Origin of the sequence: Pseudogracilibacillus sp. SO10305 (genome assembly GCF_037072005.1) — a bacterium.
Lineage (GTDB): Bacteria > Bacillota > Bacilli > Bacillales > Amphibacillaceae > Pseudogracilibacillus > Pseudogracilibacillus intestinigallinarum.
This window is the reverse complement of the sequence record NZ_JAXHDE010000002.1, coordinates 58,641-74,538: the sequence shown is the minus strand read 5'-3', so window position 1 is coordinate 74,538 and position 15,898 is coordinate 58,641. Positions and strand designations below refer to the sequence as shown.

The following is a 15,898-nucleotide window of genomic DNA, read 5'->3' as shown; positions in this document are numbered from 1 at the left end:
GGAACTATATGTTGCGTTAGAGCGACAAAAAGCGAATAGATAATTATATTTTGAGGAGGATGCGATTGATGTCCAAGAAGAATTTTGACTATAAAAGACGGCTAAATATACATAACAAACGCCGCAAAGGGTATATTCGTAAGACTGCGGCAGTTGCTGCAACAACGTTAATTTTATCATTCCCGTTAACGACAGCCTTAAACAACTTGAATGTGCCGGGGTTTGAGAATCATTATGTAAGTGCGGCTACATTAGCAGAAGTTAATTTACTTCAATCGACTAATGTTACCGCAACAGCAAATGATACAAACGATTTTGCGTTAGAGGTTAGTGGTCAATCATTAGCAAATCTTGAACTATTAGGACCAGACAGAGTAGCAGTTTTCCAACTAGACTTATCTGGGTTATCACAAGAAGTTCAAGACCAAATTGAAATTGTTGCAAGTGATGCGAATGTTTCGGTTGATTTAACCGCTGTAACAATGGATGATTTACCAGTTCTGAATGAAGCTATTGGAGGAATTACATCAACAGCTACTGGGTTAGTGGGAAATATTTTGAAAGTAGTGGATGATCTTCAAAGCTCAATTATTCCAAACAGCCTTTTAACAATAGAAGGTATTTCCGAATTAGAACAGGCGTTAGCAGCATTAAATAATTTAGATCAAGCGATTTCTGATGTATTACAATATAATACAACTCAAGCTGTTACAATCGGAGAGAATGGAGAGTTAATAGTAGACTTTTCAGATGGACTTGGACAACATTTAGAAACAGCCGTTAATGATGTTGTAATCGAGACATTGGAAAATCTAGTAGGTGCTCTAAATGGCGTGAAATTAGCAATACTCCCAGGAGCAGAAAGTGTACCGGGTGTAGGACTGATAATCAGTGGTCTTAATAGTGCAATTAATGGGGTGCTGGGAGGAGTTACTAGTTTAGTAGGTGAAGTAACAGGGGTTTTAGACCAGTTAACAGATGGTCTGCTTGATTTATCTACAGATTTAGCACATGTACAAGCGTTAGGAAATTTCACTGTATCTATTCCATCTGTAAAAGTTAATAATGCTAATAGTTGTACGATTGGTGATGTAGGTGAACAAGGAGCACAAGTGAAAGGTGCAATTGTTTCAGATAACGCAATTGATTTAACACTTTTAAGTTCCTTAGAAGCAAGTGATGATATTACTGTAACAGTTGAAGAAGGAGAAGACTGTTCATTATTAGCTGATCAGTATAATCCTAGTTATGATAGCCTCACAATTTTACCTGGTGAAACAGAAGTGTTAGAACAAACGGGTGATACAGATTTACCGGAGGAAACTACATTTGAAATTACTGATGGTACTGATTTTCCTCAAGGATGGGTAGTAGAGATTGATCCAGACACAGGAACAGTAACTGTGACGGCACCCGAAGATGCGAATCCTGGTGATACAATAGATATTCCTGTTACAATTACGTACCCTGATGGATCAGAAGATGAAACAACAATTAGTGTGACGGTCGATGTAGACGATGCTGATGCTGACGCCGATGCCGACGCTGATGCTGATGCCGATGCCGACGCTGACGCCGATGCTGATGCCGATGCCGATGCTGACGCTGATGCCGACGCCGACGCTGATGCCGATGCCGACGCTGACGCTGATGCTGATGCCGACGCTGATGCTGATGCCGACGCTGATGCTGATGCCGACGCTGATGCCGATGCCGACGCAGATGCGGACGCCGATGCTGATGCGGATGCTGACGCTGATGCGGATGCTGACGCGGATGCGGATGCTGACGCCGATGCCGATGCCGATGCCGATGCTGATGCCGACGCTGATGCTGATGCTGATGCCGACGCCGATGCTGACGCCGATGCCGATGCGGATGCTGACGCCGATGCTGATGCTGACGCGGACGCCGATGCTGATGCCGACGCCGATGCCGACGCCGATGCTGACGCTGATGCCGACGCTGATGCTGATGCCGATGCTGATGCCGATGCCGATGCTGACGCCGATGCTGACGCCGATGCTGACGCCGATGCCGACGCCGATGCTGACGCAGATGCCGACGCCGATGCTGATGCTGATGCCGATGCTGACGCCGATGCTGATGCCGACGCCGACGCTGATGCTGATGCCGACGCTGATGCTGATGCCGATGCTGATGCCGACGCCGATGCCGATGCTGATGCTGACGCCGATGCCGACGCCGATGCTGACGCCGACGCTGATGCCGACGCGGACGCTGATGCTGACGCCGATGCTGATGCTGACGCCGATGCTGATGCCGATGCCGACGCTGATGCCGACGCTGATGCTGATGCTGATGCCGACGCAGACGCCGATGCTGACGCCGACGCTGATGCTGATGCCGACGCCGACGCTGATGCTGACGCCGATGCCGATGCCGATGCTGATGCCGACGCTGATGCTGATGCCGATGCTGACGCTGATGGAGACGGAGATGATGATGTAGTAATCGTTATTGAAGCACCTATTGCAGATGATATTTATGAAGATCAGACGACGATTACAGGTGAGGCTATTGAAGGTGCAACGGTTATTGCATATGTTGATGGAGAAGAAGTTGGCAGAGCGATAGCTGGTTCAGCTACATTCGCGTTATTCAGTTCATTAGAAGTAATTGAAAATAATGGTGTATTCACACTTGAATTAGCTGAAACATTACCAGCGGGTACTGAAATTACTTTAGTACAAATTGTAGATGAGCAAGTAAGTGAAAGAACAACTATTAATGTATTACCAATTGATGATACGGACGCTGACGCCGACGCTGATGCCGATGCCGACGCCGATGCCGACGCCGATGCCGACGCCGATGCTGATGCCGACGCTGATGCTGATGCCGATGCTGATGCCGACGCCGATGCCGACGCCGATGCTGACGCCGACGCTGACGCCGATGCTGACGCTGATGCCGACGCTGACGCCGATGCCGACGCTGATGCCGATGCTGACGCTGACGCCGACGCTGATGCCGACGCCGATGCTGATGCCGATGCTGACGCCGACGCCGATGCTGATGCTGATGCCGACGCTGATGCTGATGCCGACGCCGACGCCGACGCCGACGCCGATGCCGATGCCGATGCTGATGGTGATCTTGATATAGGAAGCGTCGATGATGTTACTGATGGTGACACAACAGTAACTGGAGATGGTGGAATACCAGGAGCAACAATCGTTGTAACAGATGCTGATGGAAATGAATTAGGTAGAGCAACTGTAAAACCTGATGGTTCCTTTGAAGTAGAGTTAAATAGAGCCGCAAAAGCAGGCGAAGAATTAACTGTACAACAATGGAAAGGTAATGAATCAGGAGATCCAGTCATTGTTGAAGTTCAGTCAATAGGTAATGGTGATTCAGATGAAGGGGTAGAAATTATCCCTAATGGCAACAATGGTGGTTCTGGATCATCAGGTACAACGGACGGAAATGGACAAATTTTACCAAACACGGCAAGTGACACATTCAACTGGTTATTAGGTGGATTAGTCGCATTATTTGCTGGATTAGGTGGAATTCTATCAACGAAGAGACGCCGCGATAGCGAAAACAGGTAATAAATCTTGATAAAATATAGCCTATATTTCATAATGAGATATAGGCTATATTAATTTAGAAAATTCAGAAAAATAGAATTGGAGGGTTCGTTTTGATTGCTCAAACAAACTTAAGTTATATAACGACAGCATTAACAGACTTAAAAGAAAAAATTGCCCCCATGATTCAACCAATCCAAATCGAAGCAGAAACAAAATTTATTTGCTTCTTATCGATCGGAAATCCTTTTATTCGCGCAAGAGTATTATGTGAAATCAATCAATCTTTTGATAAAGTGTTTCAAAACTTAGAAAAAAAAGCGATACAACTTGTGAGGAAAAATCATTTAGATCCTGAATGGATGAAGATAGATTACGTAACGAATGTGGAACAACTTCCATTTCAGCAATTAGAACAAAAAATCGCCAATACTCGTCGTAATTATTTTCGCTATGGCATTGCTTTTGATGAGCAATTTCAACTTGCTTTTTTAGAACAAGAAATTAATGGGAATGCCTTAATCCGTCAACTCCCAAATAAAAAAATCGGCCTTCACGATAAAAATGTGAACCATTATTTGAAAGTAAAACAGAGTAATAAACTCCTATTTATGAAAGAGCATTATAGGAATAAAAATGTATACATATTTGAAACAAAAAGTTATTTTAAAGAACGCACAGAAGAATATATTCACGAATTATATAATGGATCATTGTCGAATGGTTTAAGGAAAACAACAAACATGAAAGATGAAGTAGCACATCTTATTGAAAAGTCGACGCAGTTTTTAACGAGACAAGTAGGAGAAAATGGAAAATTCCAATATGGCTATTTTTCTGCATTCGGTAAGTCAATTGCAAACTACAACATTTTACGCCACGCTAGTTCGTTATATGCAATGATGGAAGGGTATGAAATAATACGCGATGAAAAGGTAGTACAAGCAGTGGAGCGTGGATTAAATTATTTAATTGATAGTGCCATTGTATATAAAAAAGAAGATACAGCCTTTGTCGTCGAACATGCGAACAATGGAGAGATAAAATTAGGGTCCAATGCGACGGCAATTTTGGCAATGACTAAATATATGACGGTAACAGGGAATGACAATTACTTAGAAATCGCTCAAGCATTAGCTCGTGGCATAATTGAAATGAAGCTACCAGATAGTAGTTTTATTCACGTCCTTCAATATCCAGGTTTTGAAATAAAAGAGATGAATCGGATTATTTATTATGAAGGGGAAGCAATTTTTGCCTTATTGCGTTTATATGCTTTAGATAAAGAGTCACAATGGCTAGAGGAAGTAAAAGATTCTTTCGATTATTTTATAAAAAAAGATTACTGGAAATATCATGATCATTGGTTAAGTTATGCGGCAAATGAATTAGTTACTTATGCACCTGATGATGCCTATTTTGAATTTGGTTTAAAAAATTGTCATAATCGTCTTCAGTTTATTTATCATCGTGAAACGACATTCCCGACATTTTTAGAACTAACGATGGCTGCATATAAAATGATTCATCGTATGAAAGAATTAGGAAAAGAATATTTATTAAATAACTTCGATGAAGATTTTTTAGTAGAAACGATTGACCGTCGTGCAGAATTTCAGCGGGTTGGATTTTTTTATCCGGAACAAGCGATGTATATGAAACAACCAAGTCTTATTTTAGATGGATTCTTTATCCGTCACCATTCGTTTAGAGTTCGTATTGATGATGTGGAGCATTATTTATCTGGATATTGCCAATATTATCATGAACGGATAGGGAAACAAACGAACATCGAAGCACCTATATTAGATGTTTAATAGAAAAAGTCATGATACAGATGGATGAGGAAAAGAACTAAGCAGAATTAGCACGTGGCATCATTCAAGATGATGAAGAGGTTGCTGATTAAGAAAGCAATAAACATGTCAATTTTTTAATGGTTATTGTTATAACATTTGTTCTCGCAATTACGATTAATATTGGCTGACCTTTATATCGTATCGTGAAATTAATGATGTAGAGTAAACGAGATAGGGGGACTGTCTCGTTTTTTACTAATAGAAAAGAGGGTTTATCATGCCAACAGTATACACGAAGGATGTAATAGAAAACTTATTTGATGGATATTGGTATAGAGAACCTACCAGTAAGTGGTTTATCGAAACTGTAACAATTTCAAAGACGGATGTGAATAGAGAAAGGAAACGAAAGAAATTATTTATTGCAATTGATTCAGATACATGGCATCTAGGTTCAGGAAATCAAGGGATTTATGCTGGATGGACAGATACTCATACTATCGTGACAACATTTCAGCATAAGATTGATGGTGTCATTGCACAAAAGCCGATTCCTTCGTTAGATGAAAACATTCCACAATTTATTACGGAAAATACATATGAAGTAATACAAATTCTCGGTAATTATGCATACGAAAAATTTACTGGGAAAATGATTGCAATCACAGGTACCGCAGGAAAGTCCACATCGAAAAATTTATTAAATCATATATTAACAAACTTCGATTCTGTCATTGCGACTAGAGGAAATCATAATACAAGAACAGGAGTCCCATTAACAATTGCATGTGCTGTCAGTAATCCTAATTATTTGGTAGTTGAATCAGCTGTATCTGGATTGTGGATGAAACAAGGGGGGATTTTAAAAAATTATCCTCCGAATGTAGCACTTATTACATCTATCGACGGTGGACAAGCGAAGACAGCATATGAAACAGCGAAATTAAAAGCACGAGTTGCAGAAGGAATGAATAACGAGGGTACAGTCATTATTAACAAAGAAACGAAAGAGTTTGACGTATTAAAAGAGTCTGTAGAAAGATATAATGAGAATATTTTAACATATGGAATCGATGATACGTGTGACAGCTTTTTAATAGATTATAAAGAATTACGAAGTGAAGCGAAAGTTCATGTGCAAATATTAGGGGAAGAAGTGACATTTACTACATATTTATTAGGTAAAGCAATGGTACAAAATATAATAGGGGTACTAACTGTTTTAAAACATTGGAATTTTCCTTTACAGGAAGTAATTCCTTTTGTTGAAACATATAAACCAGCAGAAGGAATACAAACGTTCGAACAGATCTCCCTACCAAATGGAAAACAATGTACGATGTTAGATGATAGTTGGAATGCTACAGGCATTGCTATGATTGAAACAATCAATTTATTTGGTCGTCAAGCACCATATTATAGTGGAAAGAAAATTGCCATTTTAGGCCGAATTGAATATTTAGGGGATGCAGAGGCGAAAAGGCAACATGAAGCATTGGTAGACCCAATTTTACAAGCAGGAATTGATCTTGTATTTGCACATGGACCAGAGATGAAATATTTATTAAAAAAATTACCCGAAACGATTATTGGAGGGTATTTTGAAAATAGTAAATTACTCTCGGAGGCAGTTGCACCTCTTATAAAAGAAGATGACTTCTTACTTGTAAAAGGTTCGCCTCGTTCTAGTGATTTTAAGTTTGTGAAAAAGCATTTATTGACATCACTACATGAGAAAAAAGGAAATCTTTTATACTCTATTGACCATCCATATGCAACAGCATCAGGTGCCATGACTTTTGAGCTTGAATCAAATGTTGTTGTTGGAATGAGTGGAAACCCACAAGCAACACAAAATCACGGAGTCGGTCATTTATTATTATTGCAAATTATAATGGAAAAGTTATTCGCAAAAGAATTAGTTGTGAATGAACGTTACAAGCCGGGACGTCAAGCATTGAAAGAAACAACTTCCACTAATGCTGTTCCGTTAGTGGAGGGAGAGGAGATTGCACTTGGAGATATTTTATCCACGGCGATTATACAATATGCACCAAACACATTATTAATGTTAGCGAATCAAGTAATAGGGAATAATAATAAGGCAATGGCGATGATTCAGGAAAAAGGAAAGCATTTAAGCATTTCTCAAGCTGCGATTGGAAATGTAACAGGACGTCGTATTACGAACAAAAAACAGCGTATGACCCTGCTTGATCTGTATAAAGCAGCAAAAGTACTTTTTGATGGATATTCTACGACTTTAAATTGGTTTGCACAAAATATATGTTTTTACCGTAAGGAAGTATATGAGGCAAAAACGAATTTATTTCATAAAGGAATTATTTCACATGGAATCTTTTACGGTCATTTACATTCGATAGGGGCAGTTTTAACACAAAATAATGGAAAGAAATATGTCACCGTCGTACTTGGTGCAAAAGATATGTATGATCGGGATCGATTAATTCAAGCATCTTTGGATAGCATGAAGAAGAAAAAATATGATACTCCTGTCGTTGCTGATCAAACGGAAAAAACTCCCTACAAAATAAACATGATTGGTGATACATATTTTGGTGAATTTTATACGCGAATCCGGAAACGTCAAGGTCGTTTAGATGGATTACAGAAATATGGTAGGGCATATTCGTTTGATCGTATACGCCCTTTAATAGAAGAAGGAGATTTCAATATATGTAATTTTGAAGCGGCTTTATCAGAGAGCGATGATTATTTTTTACGAAGAAGAAAACCGTTCGTTTTACTTGCACATGTAGATAAAACGGTTCCCGCTATTAAACAAGAGAAATTTGACCTTGTAACACTAGCAAACAATCATTTAATGGATGGAGGGAAAGATAATTTAGTAGAGACAATCGAACAATTCAAGGGTGCAAATATTGCTACCGTTGGGGCAGGGAATACTCAGGAAGAAGCAGAAAAGCCTTTTGTTAAAATAGTGAACGGAAAAAGGTTCGTTATATTTAACGCATATTGGCATCGAAATAGTATGTATGTCGATTTTGACTTTTATGCGCTTGGGCCTAATCCAGGAGTCGCGAATATGAGTGGGAGTTTATTTGAACAAATAAGGTTTGAGAAAAAGAATCATCCAGAAAGCTTTATTATCGTTATTCCGCATTGGGGCGGTGATTTTAAAACGGTATCGAAAAAGCAACGTCAATATGCTCATTCATTAGTGGAAGCTGGAGCAGACGTTATTATTGGACATGGTGCACATATGATTCAAGAAATTGAAAAAGTACATGATACATATGTCGTGTATAGTATAGGGAATGGCGTGTTTAATAGTGATGGAGAGTATAATCGTAGACATGTTGCTCCATATAGTTTATTTGTACAACTCATATACGAAGACAATCGTTTTGAGTTACGTCTTTATCCAATTTATACGAATAATTTAAAAACGTTTTGGCAACCAAAGTTTGTGGATAGAAAACAATTCGAACATTGTACATATATATTAAAAAGCTTCCAATCGACCCAATTAACAAAAATGCAAGATGAACAAGAGAGATATTATTATGTACTTGATTTGTAAAAGGAATAATACGTAAAACATGAGGTGCTTTTTAGTGACCTATAAAATCTTTCTTGTTTCATTCTATTTTTTATGTTTTCTGTAAATTATTGACAGTAAAACGAATCTAAAGACTTATTAATCTTTCCGGTTTATTTGCATGAAATAAGTATAAGTGTTCATTCTGTAACATAAAAGTAACGATATTGAAACAATTATGTTAAGATAATTAATAAGTCAATGTTTATTTATTGCAATCATTTAGTTACAGACTTGAGGTGGATAATATGCTACGAGCAGTTATTATTGATCATGAAGAAGAAGCGGTACAGTTTTTGCAGGAACATTTTTCTAACATTCATGTTTTAAAAGCTTATGCAACAAAGGATTTCGATACTATGGAGTTAGCAGATTTAGAACCTGAAGTCATTTTCATGAACATCGATGTACCTAAATGTGTAAACATCAAGATTATTCAATACTTGGCAAATCATCAGTTAACTGCACATTTAGTATATATTCGCGAAAATGAAGACAAAGATAAAAAGAATATTCTTCAAGGGAAAGCAATTAAATATATTGAAAAACCATATACATATGAAAAGATTAAGCAACTAGAAGAAGAAATTAAAAAAGACATCATGTTTCCAATTTATCCTGAAACAGAAGTGAATATGTTTAAAAGGTTTCACTTTAAAAAGGACGGAAAAGAAATCACAAATATTAAGTTTCGTACGGCAAAAACACGAGAATTACTTATATATTTAATTCAACATGGGGATGAAATCGTCCATAAAGAAACATTAATTCAACTATTATGGCCGGACATGCCTATGGAAAATGCGTATGATAATTTATATGCGGCAATTTATTATTTACGAAAATTATTACGTGAATTAAACATTGGTATTCATATTCATACGAGTGTACAAGGATATGTAGTGGAATACCATAATATAACTTGTAATATGATGCATTTTGGACAGTTGTATAATGATATTTCGAATGATTTAGCAGATGGTTGCGATAAATTACTTATCTTAAAAAAGTTTAATGTATTGAAAAACATGTACATCGGGGATTACTTAGAAGATGAGCCATATGAATGGAAGAAAAATTTACAAGAGAAATGCCGTTTACAATTTTTGTCGATTGTTCGTAAAATAATAAAATGTTTTGTCGAGCATGGGAAATATATGGAAGCAATCATTTTCACAAAAGAAATTCAAATGCAGCATCCGAAAGTTGATTATACATATTTGGCTTTAATGAAGTTGTATCACATCATTGGAGAATTAGGCTGTGTGACAGACCAATATGAGAAGTTAAAGACGATGTTAGAGGAAGAATTTGGTTCAGAACCGAATAAAATGATTCAAGATTGGTATGATAATGGCTTACCAATTGATGGTACATTACAAGGAACGAGCGTTTATTAGCTCGTTCCTTTTTCATGTGCCTTTTCGTCCAAATATGAGATTGATAATGAGTAAAATAATGGCGACAACTAATAAGAAGTGAATGATGGCGCCACCGACTTTTGCAACTAACCCGACAACCCAAAATAAAACGAGTAAACCTATGAGTGCCCAAATAATATTTGCCATAGTCTCACGCTCCTTTGTTCTATTTTTCCCTTTCAGAAAAATTTTAAACTAAAGATGGAAGCAATTTTATTGCATTAAATAGATTGATACAAATAATGATGAAAATGACAGTCGTAAATACGCGGTCAATCATTGTGTTCGTAACTCGAGATAAAAGGGCACTACCAGTTAGTCCACCGACGACACCTCCGATGACGATATACGGAAGCATCGTTAAATCAAGTTCAGTAAAACCTGTCGTCACACTTGTCGTAATAATCGAAGACAGCTGGGAAAAGAAGATGATAAAAAGCGAGTTTATACTCGATTCTTTCGCTGTCATAGAAAAACAGAGTGATAGAATCGCGACGTTAAATGGTCCTCCACCAATACCGAGAAAGGCAGCTATGAGTCCGAGTGTAAACCCAATCATTAAAATGAAGGGCGCTTTTTCCAATGTAAATGTACGCCACACGTATTTTTTCTTTTGATATATGTAAATGAGTATCATTAAAAATGCTAAAATTATCGATTGCATCATCGCGAGCATATCTGGTTGTGCAAATGATTCGAGAAGGCGGTTGAACATGCCTTTTCCAATAATGCCACCGATACTCGATGCAATAGCTAATAAACTTGCAATTTTGAAACGAACTTGTAGTTTTTTCGAAAATAGCATGGTGATTAATGACATGGCAGCCATCGCAAAGACGGTCGATGCGGATAACACACTAATCGTCGATACGTCATCAAGGCCGATTGTGTCAAGGATTGGTTTAATGATGACTCCCCCACCAATGCCTGCCATCGAACCGAGGATAGATGCGAAAAGTCCGATGATGAAATAAATGATAAAAATGGCCATCTCCTCCAATTTGTCCAATGTGTTTATTATCGTGGAATTATAATCGATTGTAAATAGAAGGGGACTTTTTTAACGGAAATCGACATTATAGATGTCTGAAGTGGAAACTTTGACATTTGCTCAATTTGTTTGTTAATATATCCAATATACCAATCATCCTACAACTTTTAGTTTGTCGGAAAAAGAACGAGATTTTTTAAAAGAGAACATGAAGCGGGAGGTGTTTCGATGGTCATTAAAAAGACGAGCCGTATGTCATTAGTCGAGCAAGTGGCAGAACAAATTGAGTCGTTAATTGAGGAAGGACATTGGGCTGTTGGGGAAAAAATTCCACCTGAAATGGTGTTAATGGAACAGTTTGATGTAAGCCGAAATACATTACGCGAAGCGATTCGAGCACTTGTGCATGCGGGATTACTCGAAACGAAACAAGGAAGCGGGACGATTGTACGAGCGGAAAATACGCTTGGTGTTGCATTGGAACGCCATGCAAAAAAAGCGGCAATGATAGAAACGTTAGATGTTCGATTCGCTTTGGAGAAACAAGCAGCAAAATTAGCCGCAGAACGTTTTGAAGAGGTGGACTTTACAAAGATGCATGCAACATTGGAAGCATGTCAACATGCGGCAGACAAAGAAGACCGCGTGGCATTTATACAATCAGATATTTTATTTCATTCGAGTATCGTAGAAGCATCAGGAAACCAATTATTATTCGATATGTACAAGCCGTTATTTGATGTCGTGTACGATTTCGTTGAACAGATGATAGAACTCGAGAAAGATTTATTACATGATAATGAGTTTCATATAGGGCTCGTTCGGGCGATTGAGGCTGGAAATGTCGAAGCAGCAGGCGCCATCGTCGGTAAATATTTTAATGAATTACGTGGCTATGTGGAAAAAGTAGAAGGATAGTATTATTTATTAGTATGGAGGGTTAGCATGTCTAACGAAAGTTTAGCGGCAAAAGATAATAAAGCGGCATGGCTCCTTTTAATTGGAGTAGTGCTCGTAAGTACGAATTTACGTGTCCCGCTCACATCAGTCGGGGCACTTATTACGTTCATTCGAGATGATCTCGGTATGTCCAATGCAGTAGCAGGAGCAATTACGACGTTACCACTTTTAGCGTTTGCGTTTTTAAGTCCATTTGCCCCAAAAATTGCAAATCGTATTGGAATGGAATGGACAATTTTCTTATCGATTATTTTATTGTTGATTGGTACGGGTATTCGTTCCATCACAGGAGTAGGGTTTTTATTTGCGGGAACATTGTTCATTGGACTAGCTATCGCGGTTGGAAATGTCCTTATTCCAGCTATTATTAAAATGAATTTCCCACTGAAAATAGGGTTAATGACAGGGATTTACGCCATTTTTATGAATGTATTCGGTGCACTTGGTTCAGGTTTAAGTGTGCCCATTTCAAATATGGGCGACTTTGGTTGGAAAGGTGCGCTAGCATTTTGGGGTGTATTAGGCATTATTTCATTATTATTATGGATTCCTCAATTAAAAGGTGCAAACAAATCAGAGCAAGTGCAAGTGAGAACGAAAGAAAAAAGTAATTTATGGCGTTCACCGCTCGCATGGAAAATTACGATTTTCATGGGGTCACAGTCACTTATTTATTACACACTTATCACATGGATGCCAGATATTTTAATTTCTAAAAATTACTCAGCATCGATGGCAGGGTGGATCGTGTTTTTAATGCAGTTTGCGTTAATCCCATGTACGTTTGTCGTCCCGATCATTGCAGAGAAAATGAAGGACCAAGTCGGCCTCAGTATCGCAACGGCGACCGCATTTATTTTAGGGATTTTAGGGTTATTACAAGGCAGTGCCTTCATCATCCCAATTGCAGCCGTTTTACTTGGAGTTGCTGGCGGAAGTGCGTTTAGTTTATCGATGATGTTTTTCACTTTACGTACGAAAGACGGAAAAGAAGCAGCAGAAATGTCAGGAATGGCACAATCATTCGGATATTTACTTGCAGCAACAGGACCAGTCCTTGTCGGTGCTTTACAAGATGCGACAGGTGGATGGACGATTCCTTTAGGGTTACTTATTATTGTAGCAATTGTCATTATGATTAACGGTATGTCCGCAGGGAAAAATGGACAAGTGTCGTATGTACAAAAACGACGAATCAGTTAAAGCACGCGTGTAAACAAAAAAGATGATTTTGGAGGAAGGGGCAAAATCATCTTTTTTTAACATTTCTTATAGTATAATAGAAATATTGAATATTTACATATTAAGGATGTCATACATGGGATTATTTATTAGCGTTATTTTACCAATTATTATGGTGTTTGCTGTCGGCTTCATTTTACAGAAATTCCGCGAAGTCGATGTACGTTCTGTTTCTACTTTAAGTTTATACATATTGTCCCCGGCATTAGTGTTTGTCGGACTATACGATGCCGAATTTGACGATAGTTATATCGTTATTTTTGTTTTTATGTTCGTATTATTATATGTCATGGTCGGGCTAAATAAAATATTAGCGAAAATTTTTAAGTGGGAAACGAAGACGGAAAGCGCCGCAATTTTAGCAACTGGATTTATGAACTCCGGAAACTACGGATTACCTGTTGTTTTATTTAGTCTTGGGGAGCAGGCTGTTCCATATGCGATTTTTATTATGGTCGTACAATCATTGCAAAATAACTTCTTTGGAATCTATTATGCATCAAGAAATACGAGTGGTGTGAAAACGGCTTTATTAAATGTGATGAAAATGCCGACGACATATGCTGCATTTTTAGCGATTGGCTTTCAATTATTAGATGTGTCTATTCCGAATGAAATGTACTCGACACTTTCTATGGTCGGGGATGCAGCGATTCCCGTAATGATGCTTATTTTAGGGTTACAACTCGGTTCGATGACGAAAATAAAAATGAACTGGGAAGTCATCATATCAAGTGTCGTCTTAAAAATGGCTATCGCTCCAATTGTCGCCATTTTATTTGTATGGATGTTTGATGTCGATCCACTCATCGGATACATTTTAATAATCATTGCAGGTATGCCAACTGCAGCGACGACAACGATGTACGCAATTGAATTTGATACGGAACCAGATCTCGTATCAAGCATTACATTCATTTCGACAGTAATTAGTGTTGTCTCGCTAAGTGTTTTATTGAATGTTGTGTTGTGAGGAAAACGAATTTGCTAAGGTGGCAAATTCGTTTTTTTTAATTTATTTAAATTTGAAATTTAGACACAATTCCGTTTAAATTTTCATATTTCTTGGGTAAAAACCACCGTAAAATATAAAAAGGTATACTAATTTTTATGAGAAAGTAAATTTTACAAAAATGGCTTCATGACAGTGATTTGTCACATTTCACTATATCGTTTACATTAGTATAAAAAGGGTGGGGATACTGATGTTGCGAATGAAACCACAAATATTATTAGCATATGAAGCGCTCATAAGAAATATTTCCCAAGGGTACATGGGAAAAGAAGAAATTTTAGCATCATATTATAAATATCGTTCCGGATTTACTGGAGAGCAAAACTTAGATTATAAACTGAATCTACTGCCAAGTTACTATGAACAAATTTCAGATATACGATTGAAAGGTATGAAACAAACAAGGTTTCAAATGGATAAAATATTACTCACATCCAAAGTAATCATTGTTCTAGAATCAAAATATATTCGTGGGGAGATCTTATACCAAAAGGATACGCGCCAATTAGTGCAAATTTTTGATGGGAAAACAAAAGCTTATAAGGATCCCGTTCTTCAAGCATTTACACAACGAAAAAACTTGAAACATTGGTTAGCACTTCATGGCTATCACGTCCCAATAGTCGCACTGGCTGTCTCGACAAACGATGAAGCTCTCTTAAAACATGATAGTGAGAACGATGAACTGTCGAACTGCTTCGTTACACTGGAAGAAGTTATTTATCGAGTAGAAAAAATATATCAATCATTCAACAATGACATGCTATCAACCGTCGACATTAAAAAAATTGCTCATCTATTAAAAAAGGAAAACGATCCACTTCTCATCAACGTGCTAGATCAACATCATATACGAACAAGTGAACTTGAATTTGGGATTCGCTGTACAATATGCAACCGAAAAATGTCACGTACCTACGGCACTTGGCGCTGTAGTTATTGTGAAATCAATGATAAAGAAGCACATATACAGAAATTATATGATTATTTCCTGTTGATTGGGGATACGATGAACAACGAACAGTGCCGAGTATGGTTGCAATTGGGCCGTGAAAAAATGTGGTTAGTTAGTCGTATTCTAAAAAACTCACCATTTGAAGCAACTGGGAAAACAAAGTTACGCAAGTACCATCGCCCAGCCTTCGACCAATTTCCACAAAATGCCTCAGTCGACCTTTGGAAAAGAGCGAGCGTAAGTAGATAATGCTCTCCCTGGGGATGGGGTTGCAAGAATGCAGGGTGAAGTTGCAAGAATGTGGGGTAGAGTTGCAAGAATACGCACAAAAGTCATAAAATCCCAACCAAACAATCTTACATCATAAACAAA

At 38.1% G+C, this 15,898-nt stretch carries 10 protein-coding genes; 8 read left to right on the top strand and 2 right to left on the bottom strand.

Annotation, left to right across the window (positions count from 1 at the left end; all coding sequences use genetic code 11):
* The first annotated feature begins 68 nt into the window (after positions 1-68).
* The 4 genes from SPD45_RS02980 to SPD45_RS02965 all read left to right on the top strand — a co-directional run bounded on the left by SPD45_RS02980 (position 69) and on the right by SPD45_RS02965 (position 10,342).
* Positions 69-3,581, top strand: a complete 3,513-nt coding sequence (locus SPD45_RS02980; RefSeq protein WP_336266148.1) for an adhesive domain-containing protein — start codon at positions 69-71, stop codon at positions 3,579-3,581.
* 92 nt (positions 3,582-3,673) lie between these two features.
* The gene (locus tag SPD45_RS02975) at positions 3,674-5,377 is read left to right on the top strand and encodes a hypothetical protein (protein WP_336266146.1); all 1,704 of its coding nucleotides are present in this window, start codon (positions 3,674-3,676) and stop codon (positions 5,375-5,377) included.
* A gap of 259 nt (positions 5,378-5,636) precedes the next feature.
* Complete coding sequence (locus SPD45_RS02970; RefSeq protein ID WP_336266145.1) at positions 5,637-8,924, top strand: CapA family protein; 3,288 nt, start codon at positions 5,637-5,639, stop codon at positions 8,922-8,924.
* Positions 8,925-9,190: 266 nt separating this feature from the next.
* Positions 9,191-10,342, top strand: a complete 1,152-nt coding sequence (locus tag SPD45_RS02965) for a winged helix-turn-helix domain-containing protein (protein WP_336266143.1) — start codon at positions 9,191-9,193, stop codon at positions 10,340-10,342.
* A 12-nt stretch (positions 10,343-10,354) separates the two neighbouring features.
* Here SPD45_RS02965 and SPD45_RS02960 read toward each other — a convergent pair whose 3' ends face one another.
* Complete coding sequence (locus SPD45_RS02960; protein ID WP_336266142.1) at positions 10,355-10,510, bottom strand: lmo0937 family membrane protein; 156 nt, start codon at positions 10,508-10,510, stop codon at positions 10,355-10,357.
* Between the two features lie 43 nt (positions 10,511-10,553).
* The gene (locus SPD45_RS02955) at positions 10,554-11,354 is read right to left on the bottom strand and encodes a sulfite exporter TauE/SafE family protein (RefSeq protein ID WP_336266141.1); all 801 of its coding nucleotides are present in this window, start codon (positions 11,352-11,354) and stop codon (positions 10,554-10,556) included.
* Between the two features lie 228 nt (positions 11,355-11,582).
* On the opposite strand from SPD45_RS02955, the gene SPD45_RS02950 reads away from it, so the two are divergent.
* From SPD45_RS02950 to SPD45_RS02935, 4 genes are all read left to right on the top strand, one after another.
* Positions 11,583-12,272: a FadR/GntR family transcriptional regulator gene (locus SPD45_RS02950; RefSeq protein WP_336266140.1), complete on the top strand. Its 690-nt coding sequence runs from the start codon at positions 11,583-11,585 to the stop codon at positions 12,270-12,272.
* Between the two features lie 27 nt (positions 12,273-12,299).
* Entirely contained in the window at positions 12,300-13,517 is a 1,218-nt protein-coding gene (locus SPD45_RS02945; RefSeq protein ID WP_336266139.1) for a CynX/NimT family MFS transporter, read from the top strand.
* A 115-nt stretch (positions 13,518-13,632) separates the two neighbouring features.
* Positions 13,633-14,529 carry an AEC family transporter gene (locus SPD45_RS02940; RefSeq protein ID WP_336266137.1) on the top strand — a complete coding sequence of 299 codons (897 nt, stop codon included), beginning with the start codon at positions 13,633-13,635 and terminating at the stop codon, positions 14,527-14,529.
* Between the two features lie 232 nt (positions 14,530-14,761).
* The gene (locus SPD45_RS02935; protein ID WP_336266136.1) at positions 14,762-15,775 is read left to right on the top strand and encodes a nuclease-related domain-containing protein; all 1,014 of its coding nucleotides are present in this window, start codon (positions 14,762-14,764) and stop codon (positions 15,773-15,775) included.
* The last annotated feature ends 123 nt before the right edge of the window (positions 15,776-15,898 follow it).

Excerpts from the sequence above, each read along its gene's own strand:
- SPD45_RS02965 (WP_336266143.1), top strand. The coding sequence starts at position 9,191 with ATGCTACGAGCAGTTATTATTGATCATGAAGAAGAAGCGGTACAGTTT.
- SPD45_RS02970 (WP_336266145.1), top strand. The coding sequence starts at position 5,637 with ATGCCAACAGTATACACGAAGGATGTAATAGAAAACTTATTTGATGGA.
- SPD45_RS02945 (WP_336266139.1), top strand. The coding sequence starts at position 12,300 with ATGTCTAACGAAAGTTTAGCGGCAAAAGATAATAAAGCGGCATGGCTC.
- SPD45_RS02980 (WP_336266148.1), top strand. The coding sequence starts at position 69 with ATGTCCAAGAAGAATTTTGACTATAAAAGACGGCTAAATATACATAAC.
- SPD45_RS02960 (WP_336266142.1), bottom strand. The coding sequence starts at position 10,510 with ATGGCAAATATTATTTGGGCACTCATAGGTTTACTCGTTTTATTTTGG.
- SPD45_RS02935 (WP_336266136.1), top strand. The coding sequence starts at position 14,762 with ATGTTGCGAATGAAACCACAAATATTATTAGCATATGAAGCGCTCATA.
- SPD45_RS02940 (WP_336266137.1), top strand. The coding sequence starts at position 13,633 with ATGGGATTATTTATTAGCGTTATTTTACCAATTATTATGGTGTTTGCT.
- SPD45_RS02950 (WP_336266140.1), top strand. The coding sequence starts at position 11,583 with ATGGTCATTAAAAAGACGAGCCGTATGTCATTAGTCGAGCAAGTGGCA.
- SPD45_RS02955 (WP_336266141.1), bottom strand. The coding sequence starts at position 11,354 with ATGGCCATTTTTATCATTTATTTCATCATCGGACTTTTCGCATCTATC.